Origin of the sequence: Acaryochloris sp. CCMEE 5410 (assembly GCF_000238775.2) — a bacterium.
Taxonomy (GTDB): domain Bacteria; phylum Cyanobacteriota; class Cyanobacteriia; order Thermosynechococcales; family Thermosynechococcaceae; genus Acaryochloris.
Genome location: NZ_AFEJ02000002.1, coordinates 23790 through 44804 on the forward strand (window position 1 = coordinate 23790; position 21015 = coordinate 44804).

Annotated in this window: 14 protein-coding genes, 1 tRNA gene and 1 pseudogene; 5 read left to right on the top strand and 11 right to left on the bottom strand. The window is 47.1% G+C overall.

The window, feature by feature from the left end:
- Positions 1-31 precede the first annotated feature (31 nt).
- From ON05_RS20905 to ON05_RS20945, 9 genes are all read right to left on the bottom strand, one after another.
- Entirely contained in the window at positions 32-1126 is a 1095-nt protein-coding gene (locus tag ON05_RS20905; RefSeq protein ID WP_010468299.1) for a hypothetical protein, read from the bottom strand.
- A 125-nt stretch (positions 1127-1251) separates the two neighbouring features.
- Positions 1252-3516, bottom strand: a complete 2265-nt coding sequence (locus ON05_RS20910; RefSeq protein ID WP_010468300.1) for an EAL domain-containing protein — start codon at positions 3514-3516, stop codon at positions 1252-1254.
- Positions 3517-3609: 93 nt separating this feature from the next.
- Entirely contained in the window at positions 3610-5934 is a 2325-nt protein-coding gene (locus ON05_RS20915; RefSeq protein ID WP_010468301.1) for an ATP-binding protein, read from the bottom strand.
- 12 nt (positions 5935-5946) lie between these two features.
- Entirely contained in the window at positions 5947-6348 is a 402-nt protein-coding gene (locus ON05_RS20920; protein ID WP_010468302.1) for a response regulator, read from the bottom strand.
- Positions 6349-6562: 214 nt separating this feature from the next.
- Positions 6563-7888: a PhoH family protein gene (locus ON05_RS20925; protein ID WP_010468303.1), complete on the bottom strand. Its 1326-nt coding sequence runs from the start codon at positions 7886-7888 to the stop codon at positions 6563-6565.
- Positions 7889-8149: 261 nt separating this feature from the next.
- On the bottom strand, positions 8150-8611 hold the full coding sequence (locus ON05_RS20930) for a hypothetical protein (protein WP_010468304.1): 462 nt from the start codon (positions 8609-8611) through the stop codon (positions 8150-8152).
- Positions 8612-8757: 146 nt separating this feature from the next.
- Complete coding sequence (locus ON05_RS20935) at positions 8758-11892, bottom strand: caspase family protein (protein ID WP_010468305.1); 3135 nt, start codon at positions 11890-11892, stop codon at positions 8758-8760.
- Positions 11893-11915: 23 nt separating this feature from the next.
- Entirely contained in the window at positions 11916-13196 is a 1281-nt protein-coding gene (locus tag ON05_RS20940) for a hypothetical protein (protein ID WP_262562223.1), read from the bottom strand.
- A gap of 424 nt (positions 13197-13620) precedes the next feature.
- The gene (locus tag ON05_RS20945) at positions 13621-14568 is read right to left on the bottom strand and encodes an RsmB/NOP family class I SAM-dependent RNA methyltransferase (RefSeq protein WP_010468307.1); all 948 of its coding nucleotides are present in this window, start codon (positions 14566-14568) and stop codon (positions 13621-13623) included.
- Positions 14569-14732: 164 nt separating this feature from the next.
- Between ON05_RS20945 and ON05_RS20950 the strand changes: the two genes are divergently transcribed.
- The 3 genes from ON05_RS20950 (at position 14733) to ON05_RS20960 (ending at position 16630) form a co-directional block, all read left to right on the top strand.
- Entirely contained in the window at positions 14733-15359 is a 627-nt protein-coding gene (locus ON05_RS20950) for a hypothetical protein (RefSeq protein ID WP_039778587.1), read from the top strand.
- Positions 15360-15447: 88 nt separating this feature from the next.
- A tRNA-Arg gene (locus tag ON05_RS20955) sits at positions 15448-15520 on the top strand.
- A gap of 102 nt (positions 15521-15622) precedes the next feature.
- Complete coding sequence (locus tag ON05_RS20960; RefSeq protein ID WP_010468309.1) at positions 15623-16630, top strand: adenosine kinase; 1008 nt, start codon at positions 15623-15625, stop codon at positions 16628-16630.
- Here ON05_RS20960 and ON05_RS20965 read toward each other — a convergent pair.
- A complete protein-coding gene (locus ON05_RS20965) occupies positions 16598-17074 on the bottom strand; it encodes an MAPEG family protein (RefSeq protein ID WP_010468310.1) in 477 nt (158 codons plus the stop codon). The genes ON05_RS20960 and ON05_RS20965 overlap by 33 nt on opposite strands.
- A 103-nt stretch (positions 17075-17177) precedes the next feature.
- Between ON05_RS20965 and ON05_RS20970 the strand changes: the two genes are divergently transcribed.
- Positions 17178-17888, top strand: coding sequence for a helix-turn-helix transcriptional regulator (locus ON05_RS20970; RefSeq protein ID WP_262562226.1), 711 nt, complete (start codon positions 17178-17180; stop codon positions 17886-17888).
- Here ON05_RS20970 and ON05_RS20975 read toward each other — a convergent pair.
- Positions 17866-19250 (bottom strand): annotated as a pseudogene (locus tag ON05_RS20975) (ISKra4 family transposase). The gene ON05_RS20970 and the pseudogene ON05_RS20975 sit on opposite strands and share 23 nt — an antisense overlap.
- 310 nt (positions 19251-19560) lie before the next feature.
- Here ON05_RS20975 and ON05_RS38145 point away from each other — a divergent pair.
- A complete protein-coding gene (locus tag ON05_RS38145) occupies positions 19561-21012 on the top strand; it encodes a pentapeptide repeat-containing protein (RefSeq protein WP_010477910.1) in 1452 nt (483 codons plus the stop codon).
- Positions 21013-21015: the final 3 nt, after the last annotated feature.

A 21015-nucleotide genomic window follows, 5' to 3' on the forward strand; every position in this document is an offset into this window, starting at 1 on the left:
GCCAGGATTTTCTTCATACTTGGCTCAAACATCAATCTCGATCCATTTGGGTGATCCACTGCATCTTTTGATGAATGGCTAATAATTGCCGATGAATGTGCCGTAACTGGCAAGCCTGGTACACAAGCCCTTGTATATCTACCTCAAACAGCTCCAGTTCATTGACAAGGGACACATACTGAACTTGCAAGGGGGTTAATGTTGTCACGATCTGTTCTTCAATCTGAATCTGAGAAAGGGCCATATCTGATGTTGACAACTTCACGCTATTGAGATCATGATGCAACCTTGCCATCTCCTCCCGCAGCTGATGGAGAGAACGCTGCAGGTCTTGTTGATCCGTATTGAAGGGGAGCAATTGTTCTGATAACACCTTTTGGATAGATATCAACTGATGATCCAAAGATGAACTTTGCTCATAAAGGCAACTTAAGCTCTCTCCCTGGGAGGCTGCGAGATCAGACGAATTTTTTGGGTTCATAGAGGAAGTAAGAGTGTCTAGCTGAGCCTGTAAAGACTGCACCTCCCCACACCAATCTCGAACCAGTTCTGCTACTTTTGGGTTTTGATCTATCGAGCGCGGAATATTTTGGTGACGATGCAGGATCGTTTTCAGAGCTGCCAACCTAGCTGTAGGGGTGCTAATTTCCTGTAAGTCTTGCATTAGGCCCATTAGCGTCTGTCCGCAATATTGGGCTTGCTCTTTTAAGTCTTCAATCTGATCCAGGAAGATCGGCAACTTTTTCGCATCTGCCCCACCCTTCTGTTGGGCTTCCAGACGCTTAATTTCACCTAACAAAGCATCAATAGACTGATGAAATTGAGCTAACTCAGACTCAGTGCTATTTCGTTGAAGTAGGGACACATAATCCTGAATCGCCTGTAGGTCCTGCCGCAAAGAGATTTGAATCGTATTCCGTCTTAATCCTGCATAGTATTCAGTCAGACGATCCATCTGACGCCGATTTTGCAAATTGAGGACAACGGCCACACTTAGAGGGGCTGCAGCCAAAACCATATTTTGGGTCACACAGGTCGCAATCCCTCCAGCCATTACGATCAATGCCGATAAAGACTCTAGCCCTTTAGATCTAGAACATTTTGTTCGCTGGGATAAGCCCGTCATGGCTGTTCGTCCTACATGCCTTGGCTATCAAAATGTGGGATTACCCGTATAACTTGCCCATCTCTCGCTCTTAATTCTTATTCTCTCTTTAGGTCACCCGGAGTGGAGAAAGTCTTTACAGGAATTTAATTCTGCACATCCACAATAGGCGACGTAGATGGTGCTAGAAAGGAAAGATTAGGGTTCATGGGCTGTTGTTGAACGAACCATTGAGGTCCAGCCTGAAGATGTTCTTCCAACTTCTCCTGACTCATGGGTGGAGAGAACCAATATCCTTGTCCCCGCTCGCAACCCAGTTTCTTTAAGTGTAAAACTTCTTCTTCTGTTTCAATCCCTTCGGCAATTACATCCATATTCAAGGTGCGGGCCAGGGAGATGATGGTATTCACAATCTCAGCATCTTTCGGTTCAGAAATCATCCGACTCACAAAAGATTGATCAATTTTGAGGGTGTCTAAGGGAAAGCGGTAAAGGTAGCTCAAAGACGAATACCCCGTCCCAAAGTCATCCAGGCTGATGGTGATATTGCGATCGCGCAGTTGCTGCAGTGTCTTTATATGCTTCTCTTCATGGGACATTAGCATACTTTCGGTGAGTTCAAGCTTTAAATATCGTCCGTCTAGCCCGGACTGAGATAAAACCCGATCTACAGTTTGGATAAAGTTGGGATCTTGCAGTTGTTCACTGGATAAATTGACGCTAAATTTCAACTCCGTTGCAGAGGCAAACTGTTGTTGATAAACCCGTAGAGTCTGGCAAGCTTCCTGAAGCACCCACTGACCAATCTCTACGATTAGACCCGTCTCTTCTGCTAAGGGGATAAATTCCGATGGCATCACTAGTCCCCGATCCGGATGTTGCCACCTAACCAAGACCTCAACATCCGTAAGGTCTCCTGACTGCAGGTCAATGATCGGCTGGTAATACAGCACAAATTCTTGTCGATCAACCGCAGACCGCAGATCTCGTTCAAGTTTGAGCAGGCTAAGGGTCTGGGCATGCATCTCTGGGCTAAATACCACAAAGCAACCTTTCCCTAAGGATTTAGCACGATACATGGCAATATCTGCATCCCGCAATAATAAGGTTGGATCGTCATACTGCACAGAGTTGTAAGCGATACCGATACTGGATCCCGTAAAGACACTATGTTCTCCCACCTGAAAGGGGGTTTTTAAGGTTTCCAGAATGCGTTCTGCCACCTGGATTGCATCCTCTATGCCCTGAATACCATCCAGGAGAATGGTAAATTCATCTCCCCCAAGACGGGCCACAGTATCAGAGGTGCGTACACAGTTTTCTAACAGGTGTGCGATCGCAACTAGCAGTTGGTCACCGACGATATGTCCCAAACTGTCGTTGATAATCTTAAATCGGTCCAGATCAATAAACAGCAGGGCAAATTGATAATCAGACCTGCGATGCTGGCGCTTCAAGGATTGAGAGATGCGCTCCATCATCAAATTACGGTTGGGTAGTCCCGTTAATTCATCATGAAAGGCATCGTGGATTAATTGAGCCTGAGCCCGTTTTTGCTCCGTAATATCGTAAATAATTCCATCTAGGCGATGGGGACATCCTTGATCACCCATGATCACATGTCCTCGATTTTTCAGCCACCTAATTTCTCCATCAGGCCGCAATATTCGATATTCAATATTAAGGGAACCGGCAACGAGCAATTGATCAAAGAAATGGATCATTTGATGACGATCCGCAGGATGAACCACCTCTAGCCATAAATCAGGATTACTGAGGAATGACGACACCGGATAGCCATGAACCGCTTCTGCTGCCGGATTCAAATACAACAGCTGAAATTCGTCAACCGCTGCTGACCACACCACATCATCTAATGAATTGAGGATGCTTTCTAAACGGGTTTCACTCTCCTGCAATTTCTGCTGGACGAGCTGACGCTCATCAATGACCCCCAGCAACTGAGCATTCATGGCTCGGAGGGTTCTATTTTGCTCAATCAACTGCTCATCTTGCAGATGACTCTTTAACGCCGCCTTTACCGTTAGCCCTAAGTCCGTTTCATCCCAGGGTTTAGCGATATATCGGTATAAATTGGCAGAATTAACCGCATTAATCACAGCATCTAAATTCGCCTCCCCTGTTAACAGAATTTTTCGGGTTTTCGGATATTGAATTTGTAGATAACTGAGTAGAGAATCCCCCCCCATATCCGGCAAATTTTGGTCACAAATAACCAAGGGAATCGGGATTTGGTCCACCTCTAACTCAGTAAAGAGTTCAAGGGCTTCTCCACCACTTTCTGCCACCTCAATTTCGTAGCTATCGTCGATAATTCGCTGCAATTGATCTCGTAGCGTATTCAAAATCAATCGGTCATCATCAATGCAAATGATCGTGCCTTTGCTCACCGTTGCTCCACCATTGTCGCTGTCGTCACTTTGGGCACATTCCGTTCAAATACAATGAGGATCAACCTGATATTCAAGCGCATTTTTAACTGATTAGCTCACCTCAAGGGGTAACCAAACCTCAAACCTAGTATGCCCTGGCTGACTCTGACATTCGACCTTTCCTTGGTGTTTATCGACAATTTTACGGACGATATCTAGTCCCAAACCACTCCCTTCGCCAGCAGGTTTTGTCGTGAAAAAGGGATCAAAGATCTTGGCTTGCACATCCTCAGGAATACCACTGCCTGAATCTGTAACGCTGACCAGAATTCCCTGTTGATCCAATCCAATGGCTAATTCAATATGGCCTTTGTAATCCATGGCCTGCATGGCATTATGAAGCAGATTCGTCCATACTTGGGCCAACTCTTCAGGATAGCAATAAATATCTGGTACTTCTTCAAAGGATTTCGTTAAATCAATGCCATGTTTAATCTGGTTATGGTACAAGGTCAGAACCGTCTCTACCGTGTCGGGGACTGACGCTTTGACTTTCTCATTACTCAGATCCTGGCGAGCATAGCTCTTCAGGGCAAATACAATTTTGGCTGCCCGTCCCACAGCCAAGCGGATATTCTGAGTGTTGTTATGTATGACCGTCAAATCATAGGCAACATCCAAAACTTCGGTATTATTCGGCAACGCCAGAATGGGTTCAAATGGTGAAAGATCAGCGGAGACCCCCATCTTACTGAGAATGCTGGCCATGTCATTAGCAGGCTCTAAGCTTTTCTCTGCCAGGATTTTCTTCAAGCTTCGCTTTAGCTTCCGTTCCTCGCGAGAAGTCAACAACTCCTGTTGTTGAGCCACCGCCAGCAACTCAAAGAATGCGTCAGATTGATCGGGCTGCAATTGGTCCAGGATTTGGGGAAGCCGTTGCATCGACTTCTCTAGGGAAGAAGCAATATTTTCTCCGGCGGCTTGAATCGCTCCCAAGGGCGTATTGATTTCATGGGCAACCCCTGCTGTGAGTTGGCCTAAAGCCACCATTTTTTCTGACTGGACCAGTTCCTGGGTTCGCTGTTGAACCTCCTGCTCCAGGGACCGATTATATTCAGCTAACTGTTGCTCACTCTCTTTCAACGCCTCCACCATGACATTTCGCTCTTCCAAAGAGACCCTTAAGTCATTGACCATCAGGTTGAACGCTCGAGCTAATTCCCCCAACTCATCCGTCCGATTTAAGGAAACATGTCGTTGTAGATCCCCTGATGAAATTGCTGTTGCCGCTTCGTTAATTTGCAGGATAGGGTGAGTCACCCACCGAGCCGTTGCCACACCAATCAAAATAGCGGATAGCAGGGCAGCAAAGGATAAGCCAATCGTTGAACGGGTATTGGCATAAATTTGCTCCATAAAGTCTGATTCAGGCACGACAACAACACTTAGCCAATCTAAACCATGCTGATCCCGTAGGGGGTTCACTTGTAAAAAATGCCGCTGGCCGTCAATCATGACATCCAGTTGTTGACGAACAGAAATCTCTTGTAATGTCCCAAAGCGCTCCAGTAGTTTCTCCGTCGTTGCGCGCACAACGGGGTCCTGACTGCTCAAAGCCGGTAATCGTTTGGGGCCTTCATCCGATGTGGTAAAAGGTTGTTCAGAAGTGGAGGTTGCCACGAGAAGCCCAGAACGCTCTAGGATAAAACTTTTTCCGGTTTTACCTATCTTGAGAGATTTTAGGAAATCACTAAACTGGGCAATGGTTAAGTCCGTTGCTAAGACACCCTGAAAGGTTCCAGACGGATCGTAATAGGGCTGCCCCAAGGTAATCGCTAGGGTTGGCGGGTTGACCCAAGCATAAATATCAGTCCAAGTAGGCTTATCCGCTTTTTCCGGGACTAAGTACCAAGGGCGCTTTTGAGGAACAAAGTCAGGGGAGGTTTTGATCCGTTTCCCCCGTTTTCCATTTTTTTGAATGGTATAGGTTTGTAGATCTCCGGTATTTTCCGTGACTTGATAGGTGAAACTACCATCGTCGTTCGCCGCAAGTCCGACAAATTCGCCTTCGGGTGTTCCAAACTGGATATAGCTAATTTGGTTAAATATCTGAATTTGCCGCCAAAAGTGACGCTCCATGCTGTTTAGGTTATTAACCTTAAGCTGGCCTAAATCAATCGCACTCTGATTAAGCTGATTGATATCATGGGGGGCAGATAAATAGGTTTGGGTCCGCTCAGCAATATGGATTTCTACTTCATCCGTAAGCTGTTGTGCCAAAGATTCAATCGAACGTTGGCCATTCTGAAAAGATAAATAGCCCACTAAGCCGACGGCCGCACAAACCTGTAAGACGAAGGGCACCACTAAAACCGTTTTTAGCTTCTGGCGACGAGCGATTTTCCCTGGAAAGGATCGCAACGTTTGGATAAACATGAATCCCTATCTCTATTTTTGAAATGTAGACAATCCGGCTTGAATCACACCCATTAAATCTTCTTCATTCCAGGGCTTGGAAACATAGGCATGAAGTTGCATGTTCTGGTGAATTCGCTCGACTGCAGATTGATCCGCTTGCCCTGATAACAACACCGTCACAATTTCTGGGAATTTTTGATTCAATTCAATCAGGAATTCGTCCCCTTTGATTCCGGGCATTAACCAATCTGAAATAATGAGGAGAATTTCAATATTATCTTCTTTCAATTCCTCGATGACTTCCCACGCTTCTTCGACACTCTCAGCAATTTCACAGGTATGCTGTTCGCCAAAATACTTGCTAATTTGGTCTCGTAGACTTCTAAGGACTACAGATTCATCATCAACACAAAGAATAGCTGAATTTGCCATTTCTACTTTTATTAAGCCTCTAAACAATAGCCTCAATAATCCTTATTAATAACTAGAACCATGGATTATTGTATTTTGAAAATTATTTATTCTAAACAGTTCAAAATAGTCCGCATAGAAAGAAGAGCAGGGCGATCCCATAAACAGTAGAACCATACCCAGTTTGCCCAGTTATTTCTCTGACTTGAAACTTTAGGACCAGGAGTTTACTTTTCTACAGTAAGGCTGCTGCTCTTTCGGCCAAATCAGATCGTTCACCTTGATACAGAGTGATATGGCCCGCTATGGGCTCAGATTTAAATCGCTCTACCACGTAGGTCAACCCATTACTGGCCGCATCTACATAGGGATTATCGATTTGCTCAGGGTCTCCAGTGAGCACCACTTTGGTCTCTTCCCCGGCCCGCGTCAAAATCGTTTTAACTTCATGGGGAGTCAGGTTTTGGGCTTCATCCACAATCAAAAATTGTTTGGGAATAGTCCGTCCGCGAATATAGGTGAGGGGTTCTATTTGGAGGAGCCCTTGGTCCATTAACTCTTCATGTCCCCGCCGCCAATGCTGAGGTTGCCCCACCGCTTCTTGAGTCCCAAAAATCAGATCAAAATTGTCATAGAGAGGCTGCATCCAAGGGGTGAGTTTTTCGTCAATATCCCCCGGTAAATACCCCAAATCTCGTCCCATGGGCACAACAGGACGGGCAATTAACAGACGGCTATAGTTCTTCTCATCCGCAACTTTATGTAAGCCTGCTGCGATCGCAATCAACGTTTTGCCGGTTCCCGCTTTCCCGACCAAGGTGACTAAGGCAATATCGTCTCGCATGAGCAATTCAAAGGCGAATTTTTGTTCGCGATTCCGCGCCCGAATTCTAGAAATGCCGTTATGGGGAAATTTGGGCAACGGCATGACTTCGCCCGTAAGATCACCGGCTAAAGCTAAGGCTGTATGGGAAGGCTTGAGACTATCCACTAAAGTGACCGCCTGATTGGGCCATGTTTTTTCGGCCAGGGTGGCTTGTCCCGATTGGAAGAGCTGACTAATCGTATCGCTCCCTACCATGACTTCAGTCATGCCGGTATAGAGCCCTTCAACATCAACTTTATCGGTGGAGTAGTCCTCTGCGGCCAAACCTAAAACATCCGCTTTTATGCGGAGATTGGTATCTTTGCTCACTAAAGCCACGGGACATTGGCACTGATTTTTCAGTTCCAAGGCCACGGCCAGAATTGCGTTATCGGCTTGGTCCCCTTCTAGTTCTGGGGGCAGCTCTTTGAGGGTGATGCGATCGCACAATGCAACCCGTATTGTTCCACCCTTTGGCAGTTCAATCCCTTTTGTCAGTTGCCCCTGCGCCCTCAGATCATCCAAGGTTCGCGACACCTGACGGGCATTCCGCCCGGTTTCTTGGGGCTGCTTTTTGAACCGATCGAGTTCTTCAATAATCGTAATCGGCAAGACGACGTCGTTATCCTCAAAGCGAAAGATGGCATTTGGATCATGCAACAGTACATTCGTATCAAGGACAAACGCTTTTTTCATAAGGGAGATTAAAACCGAATAAGGGAATGGTTAGCCGAAAGTTGATACTTCATTACAGCACATTGGCCTTGATCCTAGCGTCCCAATTGAAGCCATACCGATTCAGATTTTATAGTGCCTCCAGCTTTGTATGGAAAGCCATTAGAAAGCCCACCTTTTTAATGGGTGGGCTTTCTAATGGCTAATTTCTCTTAAACCAAGAGAATAGACTGATGCTAGTTGCTGCTACTGCAAGGGAAATTCCCCTGACAAAAGCAGCTATTACTTGATTGACCTGAGTTTGCGAGATAGCACAGCTGCCGATCCCATCCCGCCAGAGAGAACAATCGCCACTAGGGGAATTTGAGGAGACTGGTGGCGGGGAGCTTCGCTAATCTCATTCAGATTAATTCCCTTCGGGGTCACAGGTACTGTCAAAATATCTTGATGACCCGACTCGCCAATGCTAACTTCCCACTCTCCCGGCATTATTTCGCTGGTATCAAAGGTAAACTGGCCATTTTCATCCGTTTCGGTCTCCATCACTGGCTCAGTCAAATTGTCAGGGGAATAGATTTTGACTTTGGCCTTTTTATGGGGCTCACCTGTACTGAATACAGCCGTAAACTGAACCTTATTCGCTTCTTCTAAGACATAGTTCGTCTCCAGGGCATGGGCCATCGCACGACCAGGAACTCCCAGTACAGCCAACAACAGAAGCGGCATTAATACTTTAGATTTCATCTGCATTCTTCCCCTAAGGTCTCGTTTTCAACAAAGGTTTTAGCACCAAACACTCGAAGATTGGCTCTATCCTACCGATTAATTCTCAATCTTTCACCCCATTCCAACCCAATTATGCCCCTTACCCCAAAAAATTCGCTCACGGGCTAATCCCGGCTCCAGACTTTAATAGCACTATTTTTACTGCTACTGACCAAAGACTGACCATCGGCGGCAAAAGCCAAGGAATAAATATCGCCTTGATAGCCTGTGAGAGTATGACGTAAGGCCCCCGTCGAAAGGTTCCAGAGTTTGACCGTCCGATCTAAACTCCCCGTTGCCAATGTATTCCCATCAGGACTAAAGGTCACCGCCGTCACGGGTTTAGTATGCTCCTGAAGGGTTCGACTCAATTTTCCAGATTTCAGATCCCAGAGCCTTACGGTTTTATCCTGACCAGCGCTGGCTAACTGTTGGCTGGAAGGTCCAAAGGCAATGGAAATTACCCGGCCCGTATGTCCCTTAAAGGTCCGCAGAAGCTTGCCTGACTTCAGTTCCCATAACTTCACCGTCTTATCACTGCTAGCACTGGCAATCATCTGACCATTGGCACTAATGGTCACCGAGCGCACTTGCCCCGAATGTCCCTTGAGGGTGCGGACAAGCTTGCCCGTTTTAATATTCCAAACTTTCAGGGTTTGATCTTCACTCCCACTGACCAACAACGTGCCGTCAGGGCTAATGGCCACAGACCATACGGTTGCTGGATGGGCGGCAAAGGTTCTAAGGAGCTTCCCGGTGGGTACATCCCACAATTTAATCGTGCAATCCCCACTAGCACTGGCTAAGATTTTACCTTTAGGGCCTAGGGCAATCGTCCAAACCTGATCTTTGTGATCTGACAGAGTTCGAATGAGCTGGCCTTTCCCTAAGTTCCACAACTTAATATCGTTTTGGTCACCACTGCCAATCAAGGTCTTGCCATCTGGGCTGAGGGCAACAGACCAAATTGCCTGTTTCGGGGCATTCGACAAGGTTTTTAATTGAGCATTCTTCCAATTGATACCTGCCTGGCACTGGGAGAATAGTTTCTGAGCAGAAGGATAGAGTCGAGAATCTTTGGGAATATTTTGAGTCTGGGCAATACAGGTGTCATAGCGTTTCTGTTGGGCCAGGGATTGCCAAAACTCCATCTGCTGTGCCTCTTTCTGCCGCTGTTGCGCCTCTTGTTGTTGACGCAGAATAGACATTAGTAGCAGAAGTGCGATCGCACCCGCCCCCGCAAACCACCAAACCCGCTTGGGTACCGACTGCACCTGACGCCAAGACACGGAAGACAAGTTCACCCGATATCGAGCATTCCGTACAGACTGACTCACGATCATAGACAGATTTTGCCCCAGGGAAGTCAGGCGCTGAGCTGAGGTCTTCAGGGTCTGTTGCCCAACCCCCAGAGCCTGATGGAGCGGCTGAATCACCGTTTGATTTGACCAGGTTGAACTAGGTACCGCACGTCTCGGCGGTTCAGGGGCCTGTCCAGGGAATTGGATCACCTGAACCTGACGAATAATCGCGGATTCAACTGGAATCGTATCTGCATCCGTTAACCCCAAGGTGGCTTGAAACTGCCGAAACTGATCCTGCAAATAATCACTGACCGGATATTCTTGGCGCACGGCCTCCACAAAGGCCATGGCATATTCTTGCAGTTTAGTCTGATAGGCTTTACCCGGTTTACTCACCTCCGCCTCAATCATCTTGGCCATCTCTAAGTCCAGATCAAGGCTGGACTGAAGATTATCCAAAATCACCCGATTTACCTGCGATACCTCTCCACGCCCTGCATAGAATTCGAACTGACGGCGATAGACAAATTGGGGTTCATCGATGGCAGCTTGAGCCAAAGCTAAATTCTGTACTGCCTTGACATTATAAATTTGCGGTTCAATTGCCGGAATCTCTTGTTTGACCTTGCGCTTCCCATAGGCATACCATTCCTCCACCGAAATACTGCCGTCACAATTTTGATCTGCAGCACCAGTTCTTAACCCTTCCACTAAATAAAACGTGTAAAGGGATAGATCAGCTCCCTTATGCACAAATGCATGGCGAGCCTGAGTCGCTGAGGTCATAATCGTCCGCCCCAATCCACCTAAATATTGAGGGAGATTCACCCCCCCGAGATGGGGATTGATAGCAGAGGTGTCAGTTTGTCGATAGCAGCAATCTAAAACTACAACCTGTCGTTCTGCCTTACTATCATTCAAAATATCTTGGAGCAGATCGGCTGAAACTAGGGTTGACCGCACCACTTTACCTTTTGAGTTAGTGCGGCTCATACTAGTGGTTAACCCAAATCGGCCATGATCATCCAACACCACCCCATGGCCAGAAAAATAGACCACGAGCAGATCATCAACATCTCGATCTTGGCAAAAGCTTTCTAGGGATTCTGCCAAAATTTGGGGATTCGGGTTCAGTAAGGTTTGGACCTCATCAAAAGCAGCGATTTTAGGATTTTCTAGGACTTGCTTCATCACCGCAATATCCTGCTGGACCCCTGGCAATGGTTCAAAGCCATGCTCACAATGGCTGACCCCAATCAACAGAGCATTCTTAGTCGTGGGTACCCGAGTCATCGAGTCTAAGGTAATTCTCGGAGACTCTAGCAAACGCTCCAGGGAAGACAAAAGGGGCTGATTGTCCATTTCTGGTACGAGGGCATCAGCCGATGTTTCTTGCGGCATTTCAGAATCATTCTCTTTGCCGTTCACCACCTCCGACTCGCCGGGGATAGCCACCGAGAAATTGAGTAGCTTACCTTTGTTGAGTAGCAAACGACATCGTGCCCGGGTACCAGACGGAACCATCACGCCGGGCAATGTCGGCTGCAAGCCATCTATCTGGTCAATGACGACCCTATGGAGATCAGACGAAACCCTGTGACGTTCAATAAACGTCACAGGACCTCTCTCCAAGCAGGCATAGATTGTATCCAAGAGAGGATTATCCAGGGCACCCGCTAAACAATAGGCAATAAAGTAGGGGATGTGACTTCGGCCTAAGTCATCATCCCCTTGGTTATACATCCAGCCAAATAAGGTTAGCTCAGGAGAGATTTGAGCAAGGTAAGCCGCTCGATATCCTGGCTGAGGCGGCGCGTAAGAATTCCAATACTTATAAACCACCTGGGTTAAAAAAACTTGTTTCACTTCCTCCGGGACATCAGCACTACTGAGAGTCTGAAAGCCCTGATCAGGGAAGCTAGTGTAAACCAGTTGACCAAGATCTAGCGTTAGCATCAGAGGGTCTTCCTAAAGTGAGATTATTGGCTAGATTTAGACTGAACTTTTTCAGCCATCTGCCGAATTTGCTGTTTTAACGGATCCGTTGGTGCAGCAGCCTCAGCCTTGGTAAATAGGACTTTTGCAGCTGCTTTATCCCCCTGTTCGACACGCAAGGAAGCTTTGCTAGTTAAAGCCAGAATATTATCAGGATCTAACTCAATGATTTTGTCATAGACACCTTCTTCTTTCTGCTTGTTCCCTTTAACTGCATAGAGGAAAGCCAAATCACTCAGATGCAGTGTATTTTCAGGTTGTAAACTGACCAGTTTTTCCGTCAGTGGCAATGCTTTATCGTATTCAAGCAGATCTCGATATATTTGAGAAAGCTGTGTTAAAGCTTCAAGATCATTGGGGTCGTTTTCAAGTACTTTTTGATTATTCTCAATCCTATCCGCTACGGTCAGTGTTCTTTTGGGTGAAAACAATACACGGGTGCCTAAGAAGATTGCTAAGATGACCGCTATCAATGCAGCTCCGAGACCTAGCATTCGTTTACTTCCAAATGAGGATCTTGATCGATTACTCGATTTGACGGTTGCTAATGGTTGGGCCGTATTGTCTAACAGACGGTTAAATCCACTCGCTAAAGACTGGGGCTTACCTTTTCGATGAATTTTACTTAGTTCCGTCGCCAACCAGAGCAACGGCGCAGAAGCCCCTTTTGCCTGCAGAACCGACATTTTTCCATTTTTAACGATGGGAATCGTAGAGTAAAACCTGCGGTATTGTATCTGATTCGCATCCAAACGAGCCATTAAGGGTCGAATATTTTCTTCTATTTTTAGCAATTTCTGGGGATTTTCCGCCAAAAGATCACATTTTGTTAGCACAATAGCAAAAATATAGGTCAAACCACTTTGTCGAGCCAGTGAGGCGATAGTTTCTACCTGTTTCACAATGCCTTGAAGCGTCTGGCTATAAGCAGAATTATTAAATAGCGTATAGGTATCAATAAAGACACAACAACCATGGGAGTCCATCACCATTTTCTGGAAATTGGGGTTGTCGTTGTTGCAGATTTCTCCTGGAATATCCCACCAGCGAAACTGACACAGATCCTTTTCACCAAAAAGGTTTTGAGTTTTCGCGGCAAAATTAAAATTCGTTATTTTCATCGTTGCTGGCGGATATTGACCTGTTTGGGCAATATATTCCAGCAAGGTATTCAGGTTATGTTGAACCTGGGTATCCTGACAGTCAAACCAGGTAGATGATTTGCGCGACCCACTATTCGCTTTTTGCTCAGCATAGCTACCCACCAAAAAGACAGTTTTACCCACACCCCGATGACCAATGCTGAGTAAGTTAAACGTCTGGGTTTTTGTTTTTGACGGAGCATTCATAAGTTAGTACTAACGAAAAAGTGGGAAAAAGTAAAAGTATTAATGCCAAGGTTTTGGGTATTGTCTCTAATTTACATAGAGCAAGATATCTTAGGGAAGCTTTGTTAATCATTGTTGCATAGGCTAGAACCACTACCGCTAGGTATAGGTTTAGTGCTAGCCCACAACATATTGACCGTATCATCGTTTCCAGTAGCCTCCCTATTTATAGAGATAATGAACAGACTACAGTTAAATATCTGGCCTATCTGAACATTTTGCGGGAGCTATTGTTGTCAGGTTGGCAGAGAGAACCGTTTGCGATCGCACCCCAATCCCCTCAATACATCCAGGGCAACATCTATTCAGAAGACCAACGAGCGTTCTCATCCAGCCATGCCCCTAAGGGTTGAACCATGGATTCTGCCCCTTGGGTATTGCGAAATAACATGGTGAAAGCACCTGCTCCCAAACCAGACTGGGGCCATATCCGATAACAAGGCATATCCGTTAGGTGGGATTGAAAAGTCAATAAGGCATCAACCGTTTGAGGTTCGAAGTTGAGAAAGCGGCGAGTAAACCAGCGACAGACCCGCTCATTTTCCGCTTCAGAGAACGCACAGGTCATATAGGCCAAATAGCCTCCTGGCACCACTAAACGGGAGGCATTAGCCAGGATGCGTCTTTGTCGCTTCACATTATGTTGGATAGAAGCGGGATGGAAACAGCCGGGTGCAGACTCCCCCTTCGCCAACAAAGATTGCCCCGTACAAGGGGCATCGACTAACACCACATCAGCACTGGCAGGAATCGCTTCAGCTAGTACAGATGGGTCTGCGCTCAACACCTGTACAGGCTTAACTTGACATCGTTTTAAATTGCTAATGAGCATTCCCACCCGCTTACCAATCACTTCGTTACTCACCAGCAAGTGGGGCTGTAGCAATCGCCAAGCTAAAAGGCTTTTCCCTCCCGGAGCTGCACATAGATCGAGCACGACATTAGGCTTTTTCCGAATAACCGTGAGAGGAGTTGCGGCAAATACCGAGGAGAAATCTAGGCAATAATAGGCTCCCTGGTGATGCAAATCATGCTTTCCGGGACGCTCTCCCACTGCCAATCGATCCACAAAGGGAAGCTGCCAAGGTAGGGCGTCAACCCGTTGAAAGAAGGCTTTATCTGTCCGTTCTTTGATCCAAGCAATACAAGGGCTATAGGGCTGTGGCTCCGTCAATGCCTGTATAAAGGCTTGTTGTTGCTGAGGGTCTGACCATAGCTTCAGACTAAATTTTGTCAACAACTTAGACACAGTCAATTACTTTGCTTGGGGGTCAGGGCTGAAAAGATATCCCCAAACTGCCCCTTAGTATAAGGCGACAGTTTATGATTTGGGTGATTAAGGTTAACGCTTTTCCTTGTTCCGTCAACTGTTGGTTTGCAACATTATCCCCAAGACTGTTTGAAATGTCTGTCATGCCAGAGAAACAACCCGATGTCCTAGATCAGGCGTTTGTGCAAGCAGCCCATGCTGCCTTAACGGGGTCTGCCCCCAAAATTCCGCCCCAGTCCTTAATTGAATCTCTATTACAACGGGAAAAGGTAACTCAATCCCAGTCGGATCTTAGGTTTGAGCAGTTTATAGGGACCTGGCGACTTTGTTTTGTGACAGGAACGAAAAAACCCCATCAACATCAAAACAAAACTGTCGGTAACGGATTCTACATTCCCCGCTGGGTCAAGATGCAAATCGTCTATTCCCCCGGCAACCCGACGGATTATGGCCCCCAAACCTCAGACACCGTTGGACAAATTGTCAACCAAGTCCATTGGGCAGGATTGAGCTTATCTTTGACTGGCCCAGCTCGTTGTTGGTCAAAAAAAAATATTATGGCCTTTGACTTTACAAGAGTGGAGTTTAAGGCCTTTGGTCGGACCCTATATCAGGGATTTATCCGAGGAGGCCAAGAGAGCGAACAGACCTTTTGGGATGGGCATGTCCGCACCCAAGCCTTTTTTGTTTATTTTCTGATTAAAGATCAGGTCCTTGCGGCTCGTGGTCGGGGAGGAGGGATTGCCCTATGGGCAAAAACCGAGACTTAGAAATTTTGTTTCACGCTCATTGGCCAAAGAGTCGACAAGTTAGCATCGACAAAGTTAGACAGTTAGCATAGTCTAGTTAGAGTCATTAGCGCTCGTAGCTCAGCGGATAGAGCAGTTGCCTTCTAAGCAATTGGTCGCAGGTTCGAGTCCTGCCGAGCGCGTTTTACCTCTGAAAGGGTTGATTCACCTTTAATCAATGCAAATGCATTACAGTGTTCATGATCCGCTGAAGAATCAGCGATTTGATGAGTACAGGATGACAGATGGCAAAATACGACGTTTACGGTCTCGGCAACGCCCTCGTAGATATTGAATGCGAAGTTTCTGTAGAGGTCTTGCAGAACCTTGGGGTCGATAAGGGCGTGATGACCCTATTAGAAGAAGCTGATCAACAGCGAATCATTGACCATCTCAGTAGCTATTCCCTGAAGCGAGGATGTGGTGGCTCGGCAGCCAACACCCTGATTGCCATTAGCCAGTTTGGGGGGAAGTCTTGCTACTCTTGCAAAGTTGCCAGTGATGAACCGGGACAGTTTTACCTGGATGATTTGATCCGGTGTGGCGTCGATACTAATTTACAACAGCATCAGCCAGAAGCGGGCGTCACGGGTAAGTGCCTGGTTTTCGTTACCCCAGATGCTGACCGAACTATGAATACCTTTCTGGGTATCTCTGGACGCTTTTCTGAAGCTGAATTGTTGCCGGATGCGATCGCAGATTCCACCTACACCTATATCGAAGGCTACCTAGTCACCTCTCCCGATGCCAAAGCAGCTGCCATCAAAGCCAGAGATATGGCTAAAGCCGCAGGCCAAAAAGTCTCCCTGACCCTATCTGACTTCAACATGGTCAGCTTTTTCAAAGACGGTCTATTGGAGATGATTGGCTCCGGTTTAGATTTAATCTTTGCCAATGAAAGTGAAGCCCTAAAAATGGCAGAGACCGAGGATATTTCCGCTGCCATTGACCATATGAAGACCCTGGCAACCTATTTTGCCATCACTCGGGGTCCCCAAGGCTCTTTGATTTACGATGGTCAGCAAGTCATAGAAATTGCACCGACCCCAGTACAGGCCATCGATACCGTTGGAGCTGGCGATATGTATGCCGGAGCTGTGCTCTATGGCATTACCAATGGCATGAGCTATAGGGAAGCTGGACAACTCGGATCCGTTGCCGCAGCTAAACTCGTCGCCAGTCTTGGTCCCCGCATGCCTACGGAAGTGACTCGTAGTCTTTTAACTGAAGTAAAAACGGCTTCCCAAGGTTAGGCAAGCGCCTGCACCTATCAAATACACCAACAGCGTCAAAAAGTAACCTATGGCTCTCCCTGGGGAGGGACCATAGGTCTCCATCACGCCTATAGCATGGGCCATTCTGCCCACGCTATAGGCTATCCCCAATCCCCAAAGGAGAGGAGATGGGGCCTGCATAAGTTCTAAAACGACTAAAAACAGAATGACCAAAGGGGTGTATTCAACAAAGTTGCCAAACGCGCGTACCTTCCGTTGTAAACGGCCCTGATTAGGCTCGAAAGTCAAGAACCATCCCTTCGTCAGTTTCTCTACCCAAGCTGCCCATCGATTTGGATCATCCAGGTAGTCCCGTTGATGAACAATATCCGCTGGGCACACACCATGCCAAAGTCGAGCTTGGGCTCGCTCCCAGACAACCGTGAGAGATAAGACAACCGCGAGCAAACTGTTGAGGCTCAAAAAAATGCTGGATATTGGAAGAACCATAGGATTGACATAGATTTGAACGGGTTCACCTTATCCAAATACATACTGATTTCCGAGTCCCCAAATGGGTACAACTATGGGATTGACACCCTTAATCCATGCCATTATCTCTGCCAAGACCGAATCTGAGTTGCGATCGCAGCTATTGGACAAGGCAGGTTATTGCACAGGATCCCAAGCTTGGGGGCTAGATCTTCTGGACTATCAGCAAAAAATCATGGGCTCAGATCTGCAAGGACTCCCCGTATCCTTTTGCAATCGCTATCAAGCCATTGGTCGTGATCAAGACATTACCAGCCAGCAGATGCTTCGTCAGCACATTCCTATACAGCTGTGCTCCCTTTCTTCTCAAAAGCAACCATCCAATGAAATGGATGATCTGTTCAAGACCTACCATATCGAACATGGCGTGGTAGCTCCAATTTTAGGTTCAGGTCAATTACTGGGTGGCCTCTACTTTCTGCGTCATCAAGGTTATCCTCCCTTCAAAACCAGGGATTTACTGCGTATCAGCACTTTATGCCAGCATTTAGCCGTTCAATTTACGACCCTTCGCTTCAATCACCAAGCTTCGGCGAAACACGCCGTCCTCACAGATCGAGAATTAGAGATCGTTGATCTTGTAGCCCAAGGGTTCACCAATCGAGAGATTAGTCATTACCTACACATCAGTGTAGATGGGGTGAAACAAAGGTTGAAACGTCTATACAGAAAAGTTGGTGTTGCCAATCGAGCTGCCCTAGTAGCCAAGGTGAAGGGCGTAGCTAATGGATCGGGGATGCCTTAGACTTCGGAATGGTTACCCCTGGGAATAGGGAGTCAAACCGTTGATTGACCCAGGCAAGCCGCAGCATGAGTAGATGATTGAAACCATCCTCACTCCAGCGCATACCAACCCCTTAAAGCGCTGTTGAATCAGCCACTTACAAGCACTTTCGACCATTCCTGACCCCAGCGGTATCTGTAGTTGTTCAAAGTGGCGATATTGGATGTGTCGCAGATGGCGCTGGAAATAAGCCTGTACCTGGAGCAACGTCGTAAAAGATTTGCCCGTAAACAATTGTGAGTGAATCAACATCGTCAAGGACCGCAATACTAATAGGTGTTGCCCATGTCGCAATTGGTGTCGCCAGCGCCGGAACCAGGCTTGGGCTTGAGCAGAGCGAACATCCCCAAACATCACTTTTGTTGCTCGTGCAAGATGGCCTGCTGCATGAAAAAATCGAGAACTGCCACAGCACAGTGAGAGAACAAGGTGCGGTAGACTCGCCAGAAGCCTCGCCCCCATCACTCAACCAGATGACGCTTGGGGCCGATTCAAAGTCTTGTTTGCGGGCTTCGAGTTGCAGTAAGGGGATGAACTGGTCGATATCGCCCAATACTGCTACCAGTCTTCGACGCAGTAGTTGGGGACACTCTTTTAGCTCGGGTGAGCCGTGTTCCCAGGCGGGCTAAGATAGCGACTTTAACTTCTCGCCACTGGATTTTCCCTTGGGGGTTTTGGAGTGGGGCGAAAGGGCACCATCACACCGTCAGCAGCAATGGCCAAAGGCAGAGCAGACAACACCTCTGAAATCGCTTCACTAGGAGCCTGTTCACCTGATGCTTGAGCTTTGAGTTGAGCCTCTAGCTCCTGATAAGCTTTGTTGCCCATGACTTGCACCCAATTCCACAAGCTTGATGAACTGACGGATAAACCACTCCACTGACTCAGCATCCAACTGGCCAGTTCATAGGGCATAAATAGACTTAACAAGCAGCCTAGACGCACCAGTTCTTTACTGCTGTGCTGGTAAGAGGTAATCCCAATGGATTGATCCAGAGGAGCTGATAGACTACCTGGACACCCTTTTGGACAACGACCCACCCGTCGCTTTCAGTAAATATTTCCCACCAGTGTCTGCATCTGACGAGATTCCCATCCCTTCGAGTGCAAGCGGGTTCCGCAGGTGCTACACCTAGGCCATTCAAATACTGTTTTTGCTCGCCGTGAGAGTTCATCCTCCAGAAGCCATCGAGCCAAAAACAAACCCATTTGCAGAACGATATAAACCATCTGACTCAGGCTGGGTGATTCTTTGAGTGCTTCGACCTGTTCTAGAAATTCGTGATGGGCTAGTACGGCTGGCAATTGCGATGTTAGGCTCATGACAAGTTTTTGATTCGGGTACAGGATCTATTGTCCTTGACCCGTTTTTCTTTGAGCCATACATCCCCGATTCTGTGCTTACGCCCCAAGGTGAAATAGACCACTCAAACTTTAAATAATTTGAGTTCTAGTCTGATCTTAGGGAGGCAAATATTATGCGAAAAAGGAATATATCCTGAGAAATAGTGAGTATTTTAACTATCAAACGCCTTATAATTGATAAATTTGAGTTTCAAAGTAATTTTTAGAATCAATTGGTCAATACTTCTAAATACTGCATTGGAATCATTTGTGACGGGGGGTCAACAGAATGAAACGTTTGTTGGAATGGGGGAGTATCCCCTGGCTAGCACTGGCTATCGGTAGCTTTCAAACACCAGCCCAAGCGCTAGACTCAGTACAATTTTTACTCAATGAGGGGTTTTGCCAAGCCTGTACCCTTAGTAATTCAGACCTATCGGGGCTGGATCTAGCAAATGTCAAACTGAACCATGCCATTCTTATCAAGGCTGACTTGTCCGGAGCTAATTTATCGGGAGCTGACCTCACAGGTGCCAACCTTTCCGGCGCGAATCTGAGCGGGGCCGATCTCACGAATGCCAATCTTACGAATGCCAACTTAGACCAAGTTAATTTAACTGGTGCTCGCCTCAATAACACCAACTTAGCTGGAGCAAATGTACAAATTGCTGTAAATGCTCCAGTGCCTTCTACAGCTCAATCCTCTTTTGTCAGTTACTACAATCCACCAGAAGAGTCCACTGACATTAGCCCTATTTCTCCCATCCCCTCAGCTCCACCTCCAACCTATGGGCGTGTATTAAATCCACCTAAATCCGGCTATCAACCCCCGACGGCAGTCGCCACTCGTGCCCCATCCTTACCACTTCCATCCGCCCCACCAATTCCCACAGAATCACCCACAGTAGCGGATAACAGCATTGGGGGAGCGGATGATCCGAGCCAAGCTGCTGCCCTAACAACAGATGGTATTGGCATTATCGACGGGGGAACCGTTCCTAAAGGCAGAGTCCTAGTGAGTCTCAAAGGGGGACCTCAGGGTATTCAAAGCACCGTACGATATGGCATTTTGGGAGATCTCGAAGCCTTAGGCTATCTTGACTACTCCTTTGGTACTGTTGACGAGTCCGAGCAAGGTTTCGGCCTAAAATATCGCTTCCTCGACCAGGCGAAAGGCAAACCCTTAACCATTAGTGCTGCCGTCAACGTAGGGCTCACGGGCGAAACCTTTATCAACTATGCCACCAATAATCGAAATGAGTTCCAACAACGGGGCCTGAATAAAGCAGTTCCCACGATCTTCCAAGGCACCGATGGCAATGTCGGCAATAATCTGATCTATAGCGTCTCGTTGCCTGTCCATTATCAAGCGACGGACCGGTTAAATTTATGGGTCACCCCTACCTTTAGCTACGTTCAAGATAGAGATATTGCGGTCGGAGGCTTTAATTTTGGCGGCTCCTACGAAATCGTTAATAATCTAAATTTCATTGCCGAAGTCGGGGCTAGTTTTGCTGGCCGAGGCAACGCCTTCCTCAATAACACCTTGGGTGACGCTATTCCTTGGAATGTGGGGTTCCGGTATGATTCCTCAACACTATTTGGATTTACTCCCGGCAGTAAACAACTCATTTTTGACTTGTATGCCACCAACCGAGTGGGAACATCACCCTGGAACCAACTTCGAGTCCGAGACCAGGATGAGCCCACAATTGGCGTAGGGGTTCACCTCTTGTGGTAGCTC